Here is a 16,373-nt window from a genome sequence, read left to right as displayed (position 1 = left end):
CGTTTTCTTTCCGGATCGAATCGGGCAGCACTTGCCGTAAGGGGCCAATCTCCCCTAGGGCAGATTCCTTTATACATGAGTTTACACAAAATTATTGACAGCCCCCCAAAAGCCATCACATCACGACATTGAAACCAATCACAGGCCAAATAAATCTGTTGTCTTTTTCTCGAAAATGGAATTATGCAAAGTGCACAATTGTCCATGAAATTAGTTGGATTTAAAAATGCATCGTCGTCGAGTTTACTCATACAACATTTGTCGTATTTTATTTATTTCCACTAACACATGGACAAGGGTCATTACGACCTAACTGATTCTTCAATCAATTCCCTCCACTAGCCGCTAGTGATGACATCCCTTAGGCACATTGCAATACTATTTCAATAAAATACATACATCATCGCTCGGTGTTACGATAGTTGTATTCTGTTTAGCACGAGTAACCGCAACTCTTAGATTTAAGCGTGCTTGATCCATTTCTTTTTTACTTGCATCATGTCGAACTATCTTGCCTTGGTAACGCCCTTCGTATACAAAAACTTCATCAAACTCCTTACCCTTGGACTTATGAATTGTCATTACATGAACACCCTTCCATACCCTTGTGGAAGTTGAAAAATGTTCTTGAAGAAGAGCATTTCGGACGGCTTCTGTCGCCCCTGAATAGTTTCCATAATCCTTCCATAGATTACTCAAGTTTAATGATAGAATCGAACCCTTATGCAACAATCTTAAAAAATGAGCATCATTCTCCACCTGTTTAAGGTAACCGGATGTGGAACTTTTAAGTAAATTCCGTACAGTTATCCAATCTCCACCTGGATCTCCAGTAAACTCAATCTTGGTACTTTCAGACATTATTCTTTGACATTCCTGAATTGCCAACTGTCTATTCTTGCCGCGGATCTTTCCTGATTTAATATATTCAAGAAGTGCTGATGAAAAATCAAGATCAGCTTTACTTGGAGTTTCATCTCCTTTTCTTCCTCGAATGTGTTCACATAAATCACCAATAAGTCTATCTGCATTTGTTTGCTTTTGTGAGCCCAATTCAAGAACCCCCGCAATCAATATCGCTGCTAAAGATGGGCCAGCTGTTTCGAGTGCCACCTCATGTTTAATTTGGGGTATTACATTGCCATTGGCAAGAGTATGAACTGTACTAAAACAGCTTGAAATCTCCAACATCAACCTCTTAGAAGGTACTAAAACTGCTATTGACCAATCCTTCCGACCAGCATCGATTATTTTTTTACGTGCCTTTAAAACTGTAAACTTTAAATCTATGTGAGGATATCCTTGACGAAAAGGATATCCTAACAAGTGCACATTCTTATATTTCCTACCTATATTTTTGCCACTTAAAATATCATTTCCAAATTGCACTATATCCGTGTCTTTGCTGCGATTGTTCTCTATACCGAAATCAAATTGAGTTGGATGAAATTCTTTAATATATTCTCCAATTCGTGCAGGGTCTGCTCCTCTAAATTCATAGATACGTTGCTCGGCATCAGCAAGGGCAATTAGCCTGCTCCTTTTCCCAATAGCTTTAATAAACTCCCATTCATCTGAATTTGTATCTTGGAATTCATCAAGAATAACAACCGGATAGGCAGCCGATATAACTTTAGCTAATGCATTACTTCTTGATAGGAGATCGGCACCAATTCTCGCAAACAAATCAAAATGAAGAATTCCCTCTTCTTTGAAAAGCCTATACTTCTCTTCCTCACGAGCTTGTTTACCCGAAATATTTGCAAATCTTGATGCTGCTTCTGGCGGAGGGAGGAGACGAATTGGGGCATTGGAATTTATTAGGTAACCATGGCATTTTAGCAAATTCCATATAAAACCATGATATGTATTAATCTCGAGGTGGCTTCGTATTTTATCAGAAATAAGAAGACCAACTTGTTCTTCAACACGAGAAATAGTCGCCCTTGCAAAACTTAAAAATAATACAACCTGACCTCTTTTAATTCCTTCTTCTTCAATTATCCGTTTTGCTTTCAGTAATGCAATCGTAGTCTTGCCTGAACCAGGGCCTCCCAGAACTAAAAGATTCCCCTCAGTCTTTATTAATTGTTTTTTCTGCTCTGAGAGTTCAAACATAGTTAGAAGCCCCCTTTCCTACTCTGTTTCTATATGTTCTGATGTTTCATCTACATCTTCCCCGTCAACATCCACGATAGTTTTACCTTTTAGATCTCTTTCGATTATAACTTGAATTGATTTTACTATGCTCACAATAAATTCTGGCATTTCATCTTTAGAGCATTGACCTAGAAAATCAGCCGCACTTCCATTTGCCTTCGATTTTGTAAAGAATTCTCTGAGTGCTTTTTTTAAATCATCAAGTGGCATTGTTTCAGTGGGTTTTTGGGCGCTCATATGTGAAGGCCAGTCTCCATCGTTAACTAACATGAGGGCATAACGACGAAGTGCTTCTCCCTTAGACCCTTCAAGTATGACATCCTCAAATCCTTTTTCTTGTGCTTCAAAGGGATAGTCCACTGCGCTCTCAATAGCCCTTCTATTTTCATCACTTTGCTTGTCAAAAACTGCAAATGTCGTTTTACCAAGTTTTCGGAAATACTCCCCGATCGGTGCTACTTGCGACTCTGCTTCAGCATTTACTATAGCAACACCAAGTTCTTCAAATGTCTTGTATTCTTCTCCATGCAGTTCCTGTAATCTTCTTGCAACAGCTGGGAAAGAATCATATTCCGTGCGACCTTCAGTAATTAATACTCTGCGAGCCAACAGTGCTTCACAGAATCGTCTTCGGAATTCATCCCGATACTTTTTAGGTTTAACTGATGGTGGATATTTAGCTGGAACTCCTGTCAATTTCCCACCTACACGATTGATGACTAATATCTCTGAAGGATCAAATTCTTCAAGTACATATGGAGAATGCGAGGTAAATATAGCTTGTGCTGACTTATAACTTACACTTTGTATGATACGCTTTTGGGTATATGGCGGTATCGCAATTTCAGGTTCCTCCATAGCAAATATTACATTTTGTTTTAATTCAGCAATCATGGATAATAGCGTAAGGACTAAAGTATTAATGGTACCAGTACCTTGATGCTGGAATGGAGCTGCATATTCTGTTCCATCATCGCGAATTGAGCCTGTACCCATAAAGACAGTAAGTATTCGCCTTAAGTTCGCTCTAGTTAAATCTGAAACTCGCAAATGAGGATTATCAGCCCAATCCGATGGAACAAATGATTGCACGGAATTTTGTACAGATTCCAAGATTCCAGAAATACCTAGTTCAGGATTTTCAGCAACTGATATATCTCTCAGCTGTTTCAAGACATCTTCCCACATAGGAAGACGCAATTCATTCAAGCGTAGAATTATATCAAGTAACGAGCCCCGTTCCAAACTTAATGCCCGAGAACCTGTACGAAGTGTTCTTAAGAATAGAAATCCACATACCCTCTTATCTTTTGTTCTGAACGGTTCATATGTACCATCGTCTTTTTTAGGAGATAAGAAGTATGTTCTCCCCGCAAAGTCATCTTCATCAGCATCGTAATTCCCCTTGAAACCCAATCTGATAGCTGCTACTACGCTTTCTTTATCTGTTGATTCCGGCGGAGGGCCGTCAATTAATAAATTATTTTCATTATCCCACCACTCGAGATGATTTCGAAAATACCTTTGTTGTTCATCACTTAGATCAACAATAATAACTTCAATATTTATCTCAACCGGATTTCCTTCCTTATCCAAGTACTCACCCGCATAAAAGTCATGCTCATCAATGACAGGTGACCTTGATAACCGCTCAGGACCAAGAACAAGATCAATCGCTTCTAATATTGTTGATTTTCCAATATTATTATCTCCCACTAAAACAGTACGACCAGATAAAAAAATTTCACACTCTTTAATTCCCCTGTATTTTTCAATCATTATTTTCGCTATTCTCATCCCACTACCTCCAACTGCAGGTTATACAAGAATACGTCGAGCCAATCTTTGCTCGTCCACCACAACGTTACCTTGAACATAGTAAACGAATGTATGCTCGGCAATGTCCGACAAATCCTCGAGATATTCCTCTGGCGGATAGAAATCTTTATTGTTAGTCAGGATGATGAAGCGCGTTTCACCGTTAAATCGTTCACTATAGAAATCGACTCTCGCCAATGGATCGAACATTTTCACGTTGCTCCGGCCATGTTGACGTTCATAAGCTTCTACAATCTCTTTGTAATCTACTGATAGGAGCCTCTCAGCGACTCCTCTAGGAACAACTTCTAGCTGCATGATTCGTTTCGGCGGTTTCATGGTAATATTTTTCTGTCGTTCAACCTGGGTTAGTCGGGTCTCTTTACGCAATTCGATATCAATAAGATTTGCATCCAATTGATTAATCAAAGCACTGTTACGATTATCTTGATTATCTCGTTCATATTCAGCTCTTCGATCCATCAGCTCATGCATTTGCTTCGTAAACGTTTGATCGAGATACTGAAGAACACGGTTTAAATATTGATTACGCTTCGTCTTCACTCGATCCCTAATTGCAATTGCTTGCTGTATCGCCGCTGATCGCATTGATTTGTCATCTATAACTTCCAATACGATTGGTTCTCCATTAAACTGTTGCTGAAATAACCAATAATTATCGAGTCTCAACATCGAGCCATCTTCTCTTCTGGCGATACAGATGACTTCACCATCCAATTCTTTACCTGTTCCATCAACGACATTGACCAAATAAACATCAACTGTCATCGGCTCTCGAATCGGATAAGATACCATGAATCTTTGAACTGTTAATTTGTCCTGATCTTTCTGAGCTAGTAACATGCTCAAACGAAATAATGGATGATCGTCAGACAGCAACATGACATTTTCAACACAATATTCAGAATACGGTGTAAATCGGATCGCCTCATTCATTTGACTATAGGGTAAATTGTGAATTCTACATAGGTCTCTGATATACTTCGGCATCCGATCAATCCGCTTTACTTTCTCCTGTTGTGATGAATATACCCGAATGTTGTTCCTGACCAGCACCTGTTCGGCAAATTCAGCATAACTACGATGGGACAGCTTCGATACGGCTATGTCATGCTGTTCACGTCTCATTTTCGGCAAATCAAATGCATCTTCGGCTAATCGCTCTTGTTGGACAAACTCTAGCAATCTTTGGTGCTCTTCCGATATCGATCGTTCCATGGATGCTATTATGTCATCTAGATTTTCGCGTTCTAAAATTGCAGCTTGCATGAGTGAAGGAAGATCGTGATCTTCACCATTAAATATCTCACCGATAAAATCATATACAAGATCCGATCCAAGGTCGTTGCGCATTTTATCCATCTTATCCAGCAAACGAATCATGACATCGCCTTCCCGAGTATTGGATGCCACCAAGTTAAATACAGCTACGTCGTTTTTCTGGCCGATACGATGGATTCTACCCATTCGTTGCTCTAATCGATTCGGATTCCATGGGATGTCGTAATTAATCATCTGATTACAGAATTGCAGATTGATCGACTCGCCGCCGGCATCCGTGGCAATCATTACTTGACATTCATTACGGAATAACTCCACTTGTCTTCTTCGCTCATCCATCGAGAACTTGCCAATAATCTTTGCTACCTTAGGCAATCTTTCTAGTAATCTCTTCTCCAAATACTCCAACGTATCTGCAGATTCCGTAAACAGGAGTAGTTTCTCTCCTTGATTAAGTAACCCATTTAGACCAAATAATGTCTTTTCCAACTCATCATACTTTCGTTCGATCGCATTCGCCTTCAAATGAGTGGTTTGCTTAATTAATCGGGACAACTGGTCAATCTCAATTTGAAGTTCTTCCGGGTCTACTTGATCTACAGCTAACTCGAGCTGTTGCTCTATCTTTTCTTGTAAATCTAGCGCTTCATCTGAATATTCGTCTATATTAATGGCTTTAGTCTTATCGATGAATTGTTTGCGTTCTTTTACCGTAAGCTCTAGTAAGTGTTGCAACCGTTTCCTACGCCGGCGTAATGACAAATCAATTGCTGCAATAGACGAACTGAGTCGGCGTTGAAGAAGCATCATAGCAAACGCTGTACTATTGCTTCCAGAATTAATAGCCCGATTAAAATAATGTCGTACGTAGTTCGTTACATCCTCATATAGCTGTAACTCTGGCTTAGAGAGTTCATATTGAATCGTTTTCACTGTACGCTTTGGAAATAGTGGTGTCCCGTCAAAATTCTTTATATTCTCTTTCAATCTTCGAATAATAAATGGATTAGCTTTCTCCTTCAACGTTTCATTGACAGATAGACTCGAGAAAATATCTCCATCAACCAATTTCATCAAGTGACGAAAGTTTTCCATATCTCCTTTATGCGGAGTAGCGGTGAGTAAAACACAATGCTCACTACGGCGCAACAACAATTCACCAAGTTGATAGAGTTTCGTTTTGGACGTCTTTTTGTTGATCGTGCCGTGTGTATATGCAGCCATTTTATGTGCTTCATCCACGATAACAAGGTCGAAATCGACTTCGCTAAGCATACTTTTCACTTCGTCTCGTGCTGCCCAGTACATAGAGGCCAGACATAAGTCATGCTTAAGAAAAGGATTTTCAGACCCATATTGTTTGATGGTAGAACGATTGATAATAAAAAATATCTCCCCAAACTTCTCACTAAGTTCCTCTTGCCACTGCTTTAGTACAAGTGGCGGAACAAGAATTAGAACCCTTTGGATACGATCACGAGCCATCAACTCTTTTATGAGCATGCCGGACATGATCGTTTTGCCTGCCCCTGGATCATCCGCTAGTAAAAATCGGATTTGAGGAGTTTGAAGCATACGACTATATACAGCTTCGATTTGATGAGGGAGCGGGATCAATTTGTTATTCCCCAAAGCCCTCTTGGAGGAATACTTTGTATCCATTGAGAAAACAAAGTACTGTAGATAATGTTGCAACTCTTGCGCGTTGACTATTTCTGATGTAACAGACTCATTTATCCTCTTAAAGCCTACCAAATCACTTCGTTCGATCATCAATTCGTAATATTGATTCGATTCCCGTCCAATAGCTGAAATATTAACAAAATACTCGTCTACCAGTTCAACGCTGTTAATCTCCACCGTTTCCGGAAACTGGGGAGCGCGTACAATATCGCCTTTGACTAGCATGATCATCACCCACTTTGCAAAAAGACTCTGCCGCGGCGCACGCGAGCAGAGTTAGCGTTTATTTAAGCCCAACCAACAACCTTCCAATTCCTTGGCGAGTAACCTCCAAATGATTGCCCGAAAGCTCAGATTCCAGTACAGTCAGTTCGAATGGGAATATGCAGGGTTCTCCAGGTAAATAATTTAATTCAATCACAGTCTTACCTGTAACGGTCAGTATAACTTGTACGAGCCACTTCTTTATTTCCGGCGAGGAAATATTGATTTTCGCCGCCATGGTATGAGAATTACGCTTCCCCATTTCTAGGACTCCCCAGGAGCGAAGTGAACTAAGTACGGCATTCACAGATACTTCTACTCGCCGCCGTTCACCGTACAGCCCTTTTATCTTCCGGCCGATCTGTTCGCTAGTCACCTCATCTTGCAAGTGAAACAAGTAGCCTAGCTGCTCTACCGTATCCTTGAAGAAAGGATACGCAAGGAGACACATGCCCCAATGAAGCACAAGCTTTTCTTCCCGCGTTGCATGTTGAAACATCTCCAATGCCCTGTCACGAAGCTCGATATGCTCGTCTGAAACTAAGAACCAAATTTTAAACAAAATCGTACGGGCATTAGCACGCGATTTTGCTCCTCCAATATCGGCCATGAGCCGTTCATCAACCAATTGGTACAATGCATCCCTTGATGACATTCTAGGGATTTCATTCGCAATAAAATCAAGCTGATGAAGTTGAATTTTCTGATCAAAACCGACTGCTTTTTTCATCATACACCTACATCATCTTTTTTTTGATGTGAACAAAAGGAACAATGACCTCTTCTATGCTTGCACCGCCGTGACTGACCACAATCTCCCCTTCGCGAACAAAGGCTTCTCCTGTTTGAGCGATTATGGCGTGATAGTCATCCGGCAATCCAGTCCCAGGCCATGATTTACATGAATATTGTACTGCCGCTTGATCCCTTAGGACAACATCACGATACACCCTTACACGCTCCCCACGGGTTTCAGGAAGTGTCCCATCATTTGTTCGCCCTACCCCTTTACTTTCCTTGTTTCCATGATCGGAGGTAAGATAAACATCGAAACCCGCGTTCAACAAGTCCAAAAGAAGGGTTTGCAAAAATCTTTGTTTCAACCACACGTCAATTGCAGCATACATGCCTAACTGGCCTTGTATGGTATGGTGAGTGAGTTGATCGATCGTATCGATAACAAGGCCCGCAACTTTTGTGTTCGATTTGGCCAATGCTGCAATATTGGATCGATCATATTCTCCTTGTCCTAAACCGCGTTCGTAAGTAACATAACCTGAGGGAACGCCATTTCTTTCCCAGACTGTCTTCCAGGCTTTTTCCTCTTTGGAGGTTGTGTTAATGGAATCGTAGAAGGATCGCGGAATTTCGCCAGAGAAAATAGACTGTCTGGATACAGAAGTTAGGGTAGGAATCCACGCGAATGAACCATAGACCTCACACTGAAAATCTTTCACTAATTCCCGCTCCATTTGAGCCCATTGAACAAAACTCAGCCCATCACAGACAATAAGCGCAACCTTCTCTTGTCCCTTCAGCCTGAGCACCTCAACCGTTTTATGCACCATTACCGGAGCATTTCGATCCGTTAACGTAGCCAATGATCCATAGTGATCCGATAACCACTGTTCAAAACCTGCCTCAACTCTTTCCTCCAAGTCTACTAATAGGTTGCTGTCCTCATCCTCTAGCTGCACTTCTAACAAGATACTTTTTGCCTTCCCAAAGAGACGAGCGATCTGTATCCAGGTGCGGCGATCTGGTGAGGAAGAAAGTAACGTCTCCACCTGTCGCTCTATTTCTTTCAGCATTTCGATTTTCTGTCGCTTATCATCATAAGATACGCCCCAGAAGAATACATTCGGGAAAGAATCGTGATTAATCAAAACAGGGGACAGATCGCCTTCGATGAAAAGCATGCTTAACACTGCACGTACCTCGGGGTCCCAGAAAGCATGTGATTCCGGAAAATGATCTTCAACAAATCCATGCCACTCCTGTTGCAGATACTGCACAAAAGCGTGATGTGAGGATATCCAATCTTGAATAGGAACATCCGTTATTCGATGTTTCAGATCGTCAATCAGATATTGTTGTATCACTTTTGGAACTTCACACTGAAGTCGATGATATCGCATGGCTAGCAACAGACAATCGGATAGAGAATGCACGGAATCATAGGATATCCCATAGACTTGTCTTAAGATAAAGTCAATCGTTGCCCGTTCGGAAGATACCGTGCCACTGATGGTTATACCGGATAAAAAGTCCAATGTTCGTGTATCCAATTGGCGTACAATATGAGCAGAAAGTCCGGGGAACAGACTGTTTTTCCGCAACTCAACCTTTTGTGCATTGCTCCATATATCAAAGGGGATTTCTCTTAAGTCTTCCAATTGGCTGACAACAACGCAATTTACATTTTGATCTTTGTTCTTAAATCGGCGTTCCATTTCGTAACGAAATGACGCTCGATCCTGAAGCTTTATAATTTCTAATCCTTGCTCCGTTAATGTAGAAAGGATGTTTTCATCTTCTAGCAATTGGTCCGGATCGCTTACAATTGTAAGATGGGGGAAAGGTGCTTGAAAACATTCAAGCACCTTTTGACGCCAACCGTTCAAGCATATTCACTTCCTTACAGCCCAAGCTTCGTTTGTGCATTGTCGTAGTACCGTAGAAGCTTCTCGTCTTCTTGCAGTATCGATTCGGGCAATCGATTTCCAATCTCAACGATAGTTTTATAATCTTTCTCGGTCCAAGCCTTATGAAACCCAACTCGAATCGCTTCCGTACGGAATTGCTTCAACTTTTTCTTATTATTAGACAATTCCTCAACATACTGATTGAATTCTCTCAACAGTGACTTCTCACGCAGCTTTTCCAAATCCGCTTGTTTGTTCGGATCTGGAACATACCAACGATCTTTGGCTTTCTCCTTCAATTTCGGATCATTTTTAGACAAATTGCGCAAATCCTTATAATCCGAACTTAAATAAGCATGAATTTGACTTGGCACTTCTCCTTCGCCATCATACTTAAGGAAATTCTGCTCGAGAAGCACATCCAATTCCGGCAACAGTTCATGTTTGGCGATATGTTGTATTTCTTTCATGAAGTTTGGATGCAAATCTTGCCGAGTTTGTGGTTTCTTGAGCAATTGTTGCCGGAGCCATTCAATGGCACTATTTTCGTCCGATATAAATAAATTTAATTGTGCGAACTCTTTAACTTGGATACGTTTCTTATCATACTCCGGAACTTGTGTTTCTAAAAACACCATACCATCCCTAATTGGGAAACGCTGCTCTAAACCTTTTTGAAACTCCCATGAGGAGAGAGGTACATTAAAGCCTTGTTGAACATGATAAGCAACCATCCTATCAAACAATACACGCGGAGTTCGTTCGACTATAGTCTCAGCGACCCCCTTATTTCCGATAAACACAGGCAAATGATTAAGGTGCCCATTGACAAACGACCAAACTGATTCATCTGTATTTTTTTCTTTATTTATCTTCTCAATAAATTGGGATTTTGGTTTGTATGCTGATATTGCTAAATCTTGATTTACAGCTGTAGTTCCCACAATTGCATTTAAGCCGCCTCTTTTTTTGTCAAGCGTTGAAACATTTGCTACTATGAACCCAGCCTCTTGTAATGCAGTCTGTATAACATTCCAAACAGCGGCGCTAGTATTTGAAAACTCAACAGTCATCCATCTACCAGGTTTTAACAATTTATATGCTGAACTAAAACTTTGCTTCATCAAAGAAAAGTATTCTTGCAACGTTTTCTTCTGAAACTTATCTTCAATTGCTTCTGTTTCCCGGTTTGTAAAAACTTTTAGCCACCCTTCTTGAATAGAATTAAGTTCTGAGTATGAGATATTTGATCCAAACGGTGGATCAAAAAACAAATAATCGTATAAGTTTGATTCATCTGCATACTGATAGGTACTAGAAGAAGTTGATATTAAGACACCTTCACTCTTGTATCGTAGTGCCAACAATGCCTTTTTTATTGAATGTGCTCTATCGGCAATTAGATTTATAGCATTCATCTCAACCTGGTTGGAAGGAACATAAAGTGTCCCTCTTCTGTGCCCTGCTGTTGCTCCACCTTCCTTGGCTTTACTTCCACCAATTCGAGTTATTGCAATCTGATGTTGTTTTGAACCCCTTTGCAGTGATCCTGTCACTATCCACTTAAGCCACAGTGGACATTTTTCAAAGAAGGCGCTAAAAACGTATAAATTACGCCATGTATAAAAATGATGGATGTGTGTAATTCCTATTGGATCATTTCTTCGAGTTTCCTGCCCGGGCATCAGTCGTATGTTCGGGACCCAATGAGGAATAACTTCCCCAGAAACTTTTTCGATTAAATCCAAGTCAAAAGAATCAGGGATCTTTTCAAAACGTTTTTTTTCATAAGTATAGTTTATTAGAACTGGGACCTGTTTGGCTTGCCGTACTGTGTCTTTAATAATCGGGTCGTACTTGGAGACAAAAGCATGTCCCATAACACGCTTATTTAACTTAGCATTACAATCTGGGCAAAAAAACACATCTTTTACTTTACCTGCATCTTTATCAACGGCCACATCCCAAAAAACCACTTCAGATGTGCACTCAGGACAGATAAAGACATCAGACCATATGGTGTAATTTATCTCACCCATTTTCCCATTCGAGTGTTTGGTCTCATACATCCAACCATAGTCTTTCTTAATTTGATTTAATATTTGCTCAAACTCTCTCTCAAAACGATCTATATCAACCGGGTTATTATAATTATATGCTATAAAAGTTGCTGCAGGGGAAAGATCATTCAAGACCGCTCTTCGTGCACCCAACTTTGAAAATGGAACCCAAACATCAATCCCATTTTCATTTGATTCCTGTTTATAAACAACTCCGTTTTCATCCACTTTATATCCTAAGTCTAACACAGCATTACGATCAGCGCATAACTGAGCAGCAATTCCTGTCATCCCAGTTCCACAAAACCCATCAAAAACAATATCGCCCGGTTCAGTATAATGAAGAATATAACGCATGACAGCTTTATGAGGAACCTTTGTATGATAACTATGAGCATTATATACCGGGTCATTCTTACCTTCACTAACATCCGCAGTAAAAGGCTCCCGACTATATTGGTAGTTGTCGGGCTTTGCAGGCTTTGTTTTTTCCCACTCTTTAACAAAGTCTTCGATCCATGGATTCGGACACGCCGTATAATATGGCGGATCAGACAGAGCAAGTATATCCTCATCTTCACCGATGGGAAATCCTTTGATCTTTCTGAGCTCCGGCAGCTTCTTTCTCAATTCTTCTATAAAGTAAGCGCGGCGGGCTTCATCATTTTCAAAAGTCATACCCAAACAGGTCACCGGACCTGTTTGGGTTGTTGGATTCTCATTGAGCATTTCAAGTTGTTCAACCTTGTCAGCCATTCTGTATATCACCTTTCCGCAGTAAGATTCGAACTCGATTACCATGCCCAGTTCCTATATGATCTCTGACTAGTGCTTCAAATCGGCTTCTCAACTCATCCACTGTTAATGGATGGCCATTCCCAGCCATCTGGACCAATTGATCTACTGACAGTTCAACTTTACGAATCCCCTCAAACAAGTCCTTCAAAGTTTGGACTAGTTTTAAGTCTACAGGGGAAGAGAATTTCCCATCTTGGACGAATTGTTCGATCAATTGTCTTTGTTCAACATTAAGTAACGAAATACTTTCTTTTATCTCGGCATCGTTCAATGTGCTGATTACAGTCTCTGTCCAAGATGTCAATAATTCCTCGAGTTCTTCATTCAGCTTAGAAATACTGACTTGCTGAATGTAAGGCTCATCCTTCGGGCGATATCGGCAATGAGGGCAAATCACCGCATGTTCCAAATCATCCTTCTTCAAATTCCAGCAGAACTTAAGCTGGTCCAACTTGGATTTCCATTCCTCCAGTTGTCTTGAAGGAAGGATGGAGATACTCTCCAAATGACGTAATGTTGCATATCTGCCATCTTGCAGTAGTTGATCCTTCTTGTTCTGATCGGTAATACCGAATCGAGCGCTGCTATGCATCGCGTAATACAGATCGATATACTGTTCTTTCAGCTTCTGTAAGCTTTGAATCTCTTTCTGGCAATCTCCTCCCGCTTTCAAAGCATGAAGAATGTCTTCTAATGCCCCTTCAGCTTTCGCATGCCATTCATGTTTCACTGGTACATGATTGAGCGCATTTACGATGTACTGCGCCTTTTGTGTTACATCGATTGCCTTTTGTTCTAATGCTCTTAACTGTTTAGCCAGTTGTATATGCTTTTGCATTGTCTCGATATCGGCAATCGAATATTTGAAATTTTTCAATCTGGCCGGTGTGTTGTATACACTCAAGCTTTGTAAAAACTCGCTAAGCTTCCGTAGTTTTTGTTGATTTTCTCTAATTTCGTTCTCTGACAGCAACGGAAAATCCCATGTCGGAATCCCGGATTTAATATCCTGCTCCAACTTTACGATCTCTTTTAACAACTTCTCCACTTCCACTTGCAACTGTGCGACCCCAGTTGTTTGGGATTGGGGTTGGAGAAGTCCATGACTGATTGTAAACAGATCAAATAATGCTCGCAATTCTGCTAACGGCAAATCAGAAGGCTTCTTAATGTGAGAAAACTCCATAATGCCTTCTGCCTTTAGACGAATTAATTCATCAAGTTTCATTGAATCATAAGTCGTGCCGTTGATTGTGATGACGATATCTCCGCTATATACAAGCGCAGTCAACAATACCGCCAGTAGTTCCGGTTCTAAACTGAACTGAATCGTTCTCTTGACTTCCATCCCGCCGGCGATTCGGTCCGTATGCAGCAGCTCAGAAGCATTAACGACCTGGTTATGACCTTTGGAGTTCACAAGCTGCATAATCCAATTGGCATATCCGGATTTTTGAACGTTCAATTTATCGCCATCGAGCAATACAAGTCCTTCCAGAATCGCCCTAGCAGTTTTGGTTTTTGTAGCTGATTGGATCGAGCTTAGCGTCTCCGGAATATAAGTAGTCTTCAATACATCCCATTTCAGGCATGTCCTGTCTGTTCGAAATACAGGGTAATCTGGATATTTCTCCTCAAACCATTGCGTTAAGCAATCATCGGCCGCGGTGTCCACGATTTCACGAACTGTCGCTTGCGCAGGTGCAGCAAAGCTCCAATCCGCCAACTTTTTCGTAATTCCTCTGTACGTCATTTTGTACGCGGTAGGCATGTTCACCTTGAACCACGAGGTTAATTCTTTAATATAATTGTTGGCTTTTTCTTCGTATAACCCTTTCGTGGCTGTTGAGGCGGTTAATGCCATTTCCTTAGCCCCGGCATACTGCCTCAAATTATGGAACAGCGTCTGATCCTTCGTATCAAGCACGAAGAAAACTTCGTCCGGCTTCTTCTCATCTTTAAATTTGGGAACATCGAATACTTGTAAGAAATAGATATAAAAATCCCGTTCCGGCTGAGCTGTAGAACGTTCATTAGGTGCACCGAAGAAAAGATAACCTGGCCTTGTTGCTTTGTGACTATACCAATCTAGTTCGTGTTGCCAGATTCGATATCCCGTAACATATGTAGACGGTGAACATTCCAGCACCCGTTCTAATACTTGAAAGTAATAACGATCTAACTGCTCTCCGCTTAACGTTTCCGCTTTACTTGAAATGTGATCGTCTACGGGAACGTCCTTGTCTAGGTCAAGATAGTACTGTCCATTTTCTTGATTTGTGGAAATAAATTGATAGCTAACAGACTTCAATATCTCTTTCAGCGTTGATTCAACGGTAGCATCGAGAAACTCTACGTCCATATCACAGTTTTTATCGAACAAGAACAACTGGTCCCGCATTTCCGAAGGTGTCATGCCAATTCGAACTCTCAGATCGTCCGTTGTAAGCCGGAAGACCGAAAGAGCCTGAACAATTCGTTTGGCCATCGGTTTGTATGATGGTTTTTGGAATGAATATTCGATCCGATCTAACAGGACATCTGCTTTCTCCATAACTTCCCGAACATCCGGATCTGAACGCAATGTGCTATCGGATTGTATATAAGTCCAATAACTGTCGAAAGAAACGATCCCGGGGCTGTCCGCTGGAATCTCTTGATCGAGAAGTTTATCAATCTCATCGCTGATCGTCGTTAGAGCGACGCGTTTCTCCGCAATCTTAACCTTCTGAAACGCAGATAAATAAGACGGATGAATTGGGAATAGATCAACATACTTTTCAAGTTGCTCCCCTAACTTATCATACAATGGAGCGAACTTTTGCAAGTGTTCGCGGATATAAGCTTTTTGAGTATCGTTCTTCTTAAGAAGACGCTGCGAAACGACAAATTCAATATCTTCACGGGCGATAATCGCTTGAACCGTACGTTCCTTAACTCTTCTTAATTGCTCAGCTACAAAGGCAAACCGCGGATTATCAAACAACATTTCCTGTACACCAGTCATAAAGCGGAACCTTGTCGACTGTGTAATCTCGCCCATGGCCCGGAGGAAGTTAAGGTCCAGCATCAGTTCCTGTTCTTTCCTGCTGCGCAAGTAATCCAACAATTCATCTATAATGAGAAGAAATCCATGGTCCGGATATGTCTCGTGGAAAACAGACATCAATTTGACGAGCTCATCTTTATTGCTGACAACTTGAGAAAGCTCTGGCATTTCATAGTTAACACCAATGCTTTGTAAGTATTCCGTCATCTCCCGAAACAGCACTTCGCGAAACGGCATATCAATACCGTCGAATTCGATTCGAAGCACTTTAAACTTTCCTTCGATTTCTTTGGCCTTGGCTGCAACTGTCTGATTTTGCAAACGGCCACTCGTACCCGGATGTTCAGCTAGTGCAGCTATAACACTCATCAAATGCGATTTACCTGTTCCATAATTTCCGACAACCATAATCCCTTTATGGTCAATAGGGCGTTCAAATTGTAATTGTTCGATGATAATATCATTGAGTACTTCTGCCATCCGATTTGAAATGACATAATTATCAATGATGCTGTCATCAGCGGTTCTTAATTCGATAATGGAGCGAATGGGTTCAAATTGAACAAGTTCACGATACTTCATACTGAACAATAG

General features: G+C 40.9%; 8 protein-coding genes. All 8 read right to left on the bottom strand.

What is annotated here, in order from left to right:
* Window positions 1-268: 268 nt before the first annotated feature.
* From NR121_RS25520 to NR121_RS23310, 8 genes are read right to left on the bottom strand one after another with little or no spacing between them, the layout of a single operon-like run.
* Window positions 269-325 carry an SEC-C metal-binding domain-containing protein gene (locus NR121_RS25520; RefSeq protein ID WP_221842540.1) on the bottom strand — a complete coding sequence of 19 codons (57 nt, stop codon included), beginning with the start codon at window positions 323-325 and terminating at the stop codon, window positions 269-271.
* A 53-nt stretch (window positions 326-378) separates the two neighbouring features.
* Window positions 379-2,118: a UvrD-helicase domain-containing protein gene (locus NR121_RS23340; RefSeq protein WP_256832016.1), complete on the bottom strand. Its 1,740-nt coding sequence runs from the start codon at window positions 2,116-2,118 to the stop codon at window positions 379-381.
* A gap of 18 nt (window positions 2,119-2,136) precedes the next feature.
* Window positions 2,137-3,957, bottom strand: coding sequence for an ATP-dependent nuclease (locus NR121_RS23335; protein ID WP_256832015.1), 1,821 nt, complete (start codon window positions 3,955-3,957; stop codon window positions 2,137-2,139).
* A 21-nt stretch (window positions 3,958-3,978) separates the two neighbouring features.
* On the bottom strand, window positions 3,979-7,188 hold the full coding sequence (locus NR121_RS23330) for a DEAD/DEAH box helicase (protein ID WP_256832014.1): 3,210 nt from the start codon (window positions 7,186-7,188) through the stop codon (window positions 3,979-3,981).
* Window positions 7,189-7,246: 58 nt separating this feature from the next.
* Window positions 7,247-7,960 (bottom strand): hypothetical protein, encoded by a 714-nt coding sequence (locus NR121_RS23325; RefSeq protein WP_256832013.1) that lies wholly within the window; start codon window positions 7,958-7,960, stop codon window positions 7,247-7,249.
* A gap of 4 nt (window positions 7,961-7,964) precedes the next feature.
* A complete protein-coding gene (pglZ, locus tag NR121_RS23320) occupies window positions 7,965-9,851 on the bottom strand; it encodes a BREX-3 system phosphatase PglZ (protein WP_054819689.1) in 1,887 nt (628 codons plus the stop codon).
* Between the two features lie 14 nt (window positions 9,852-9,865).
* Window positions 9,866-12,688 carry a DNA methyltransferase gene (locus NR121_RS23315; RefSeq protein WP_256832012.1) on the bottom strand — a complete coding sequence of 941 codons (2,823 nt, stop codon included), beginning with the start codon at window positions 12,686-12,688 and terminating at the stop codon, window positions 9,866-9,868.
* Window positions 12,681-16,361, bottom strand: coding sequence for a DUF6079 family protein (locus NR121_RS23310; protein WP_054819688.1), 3,681 nt, complete (start codon window positions 16,359-16,361; stop codon window positions 12,681-12,683). Before NR121_RS23310 ends, NR121_RS23315 begins: the two co-directional genes overlap by 8 nt.
* Window positions 16,362-16,373: the final 12 nt, after the last annotated feature.

The organism is Paenibacillus sp. Pae15, from assembly GCF_024519685.1.
Classification (GTDB): domain Bacteria; phylum Bacillota; class Bacilli; order Paenibacillales; family NBRC-103111; genus Paenibacillus_G; species Paenibacillus_G naphthalenovorans.
This window is presented reverse-complemented; position numbering and strand designations above follow the sequence as displayed.

Bases quoted from the DNA above. Each gene is read 5' to 3' on its own strand.
- NR121_RS23340 (WP_256832016.1), bottom strand. From the start codon at position 2,118: ATGTTTGAACTCTCAGAGCAGAAAAAACAATTAATAAAGACTGAGGGG.
- NR121_RS23335 (WP_256832015.1), bottom strand. From the start codon at position 3,957: ATGAGAATAGCGAAAATAATGATTGAAAAATACAGGGGAATTAAAGAG.
- NR121_RS23330 (WP_256832014.1), bottom strand. From the start codon at position 7,188: ATGCTAGTCAAAGGCGATATTGTACGCGCTCCCCAGTTTCCGGAAACG.
- NR121_RS23325 (WP_256832013.1), bottom strand. From the start codon at position 7,960: ATGATGAAAAAAGCAGTCGGTTTTGATCAGAAAATTCAACTTCATCAG.
- NR121_RS23315 (WP_256832012.1), bottom strand. From the start codon at position 12,688: ATGGCTGACAAGGTTGAACAACTTGAAATGCTCAATGAGAATCCAACA.
- NR121_RS23310 (WP_054819688.1), bottom strand. From the start codon at position 16,361: ATGAAGTATCGTGAACTTGTTCAATTTGAACCCATTCGCTCCATTATC.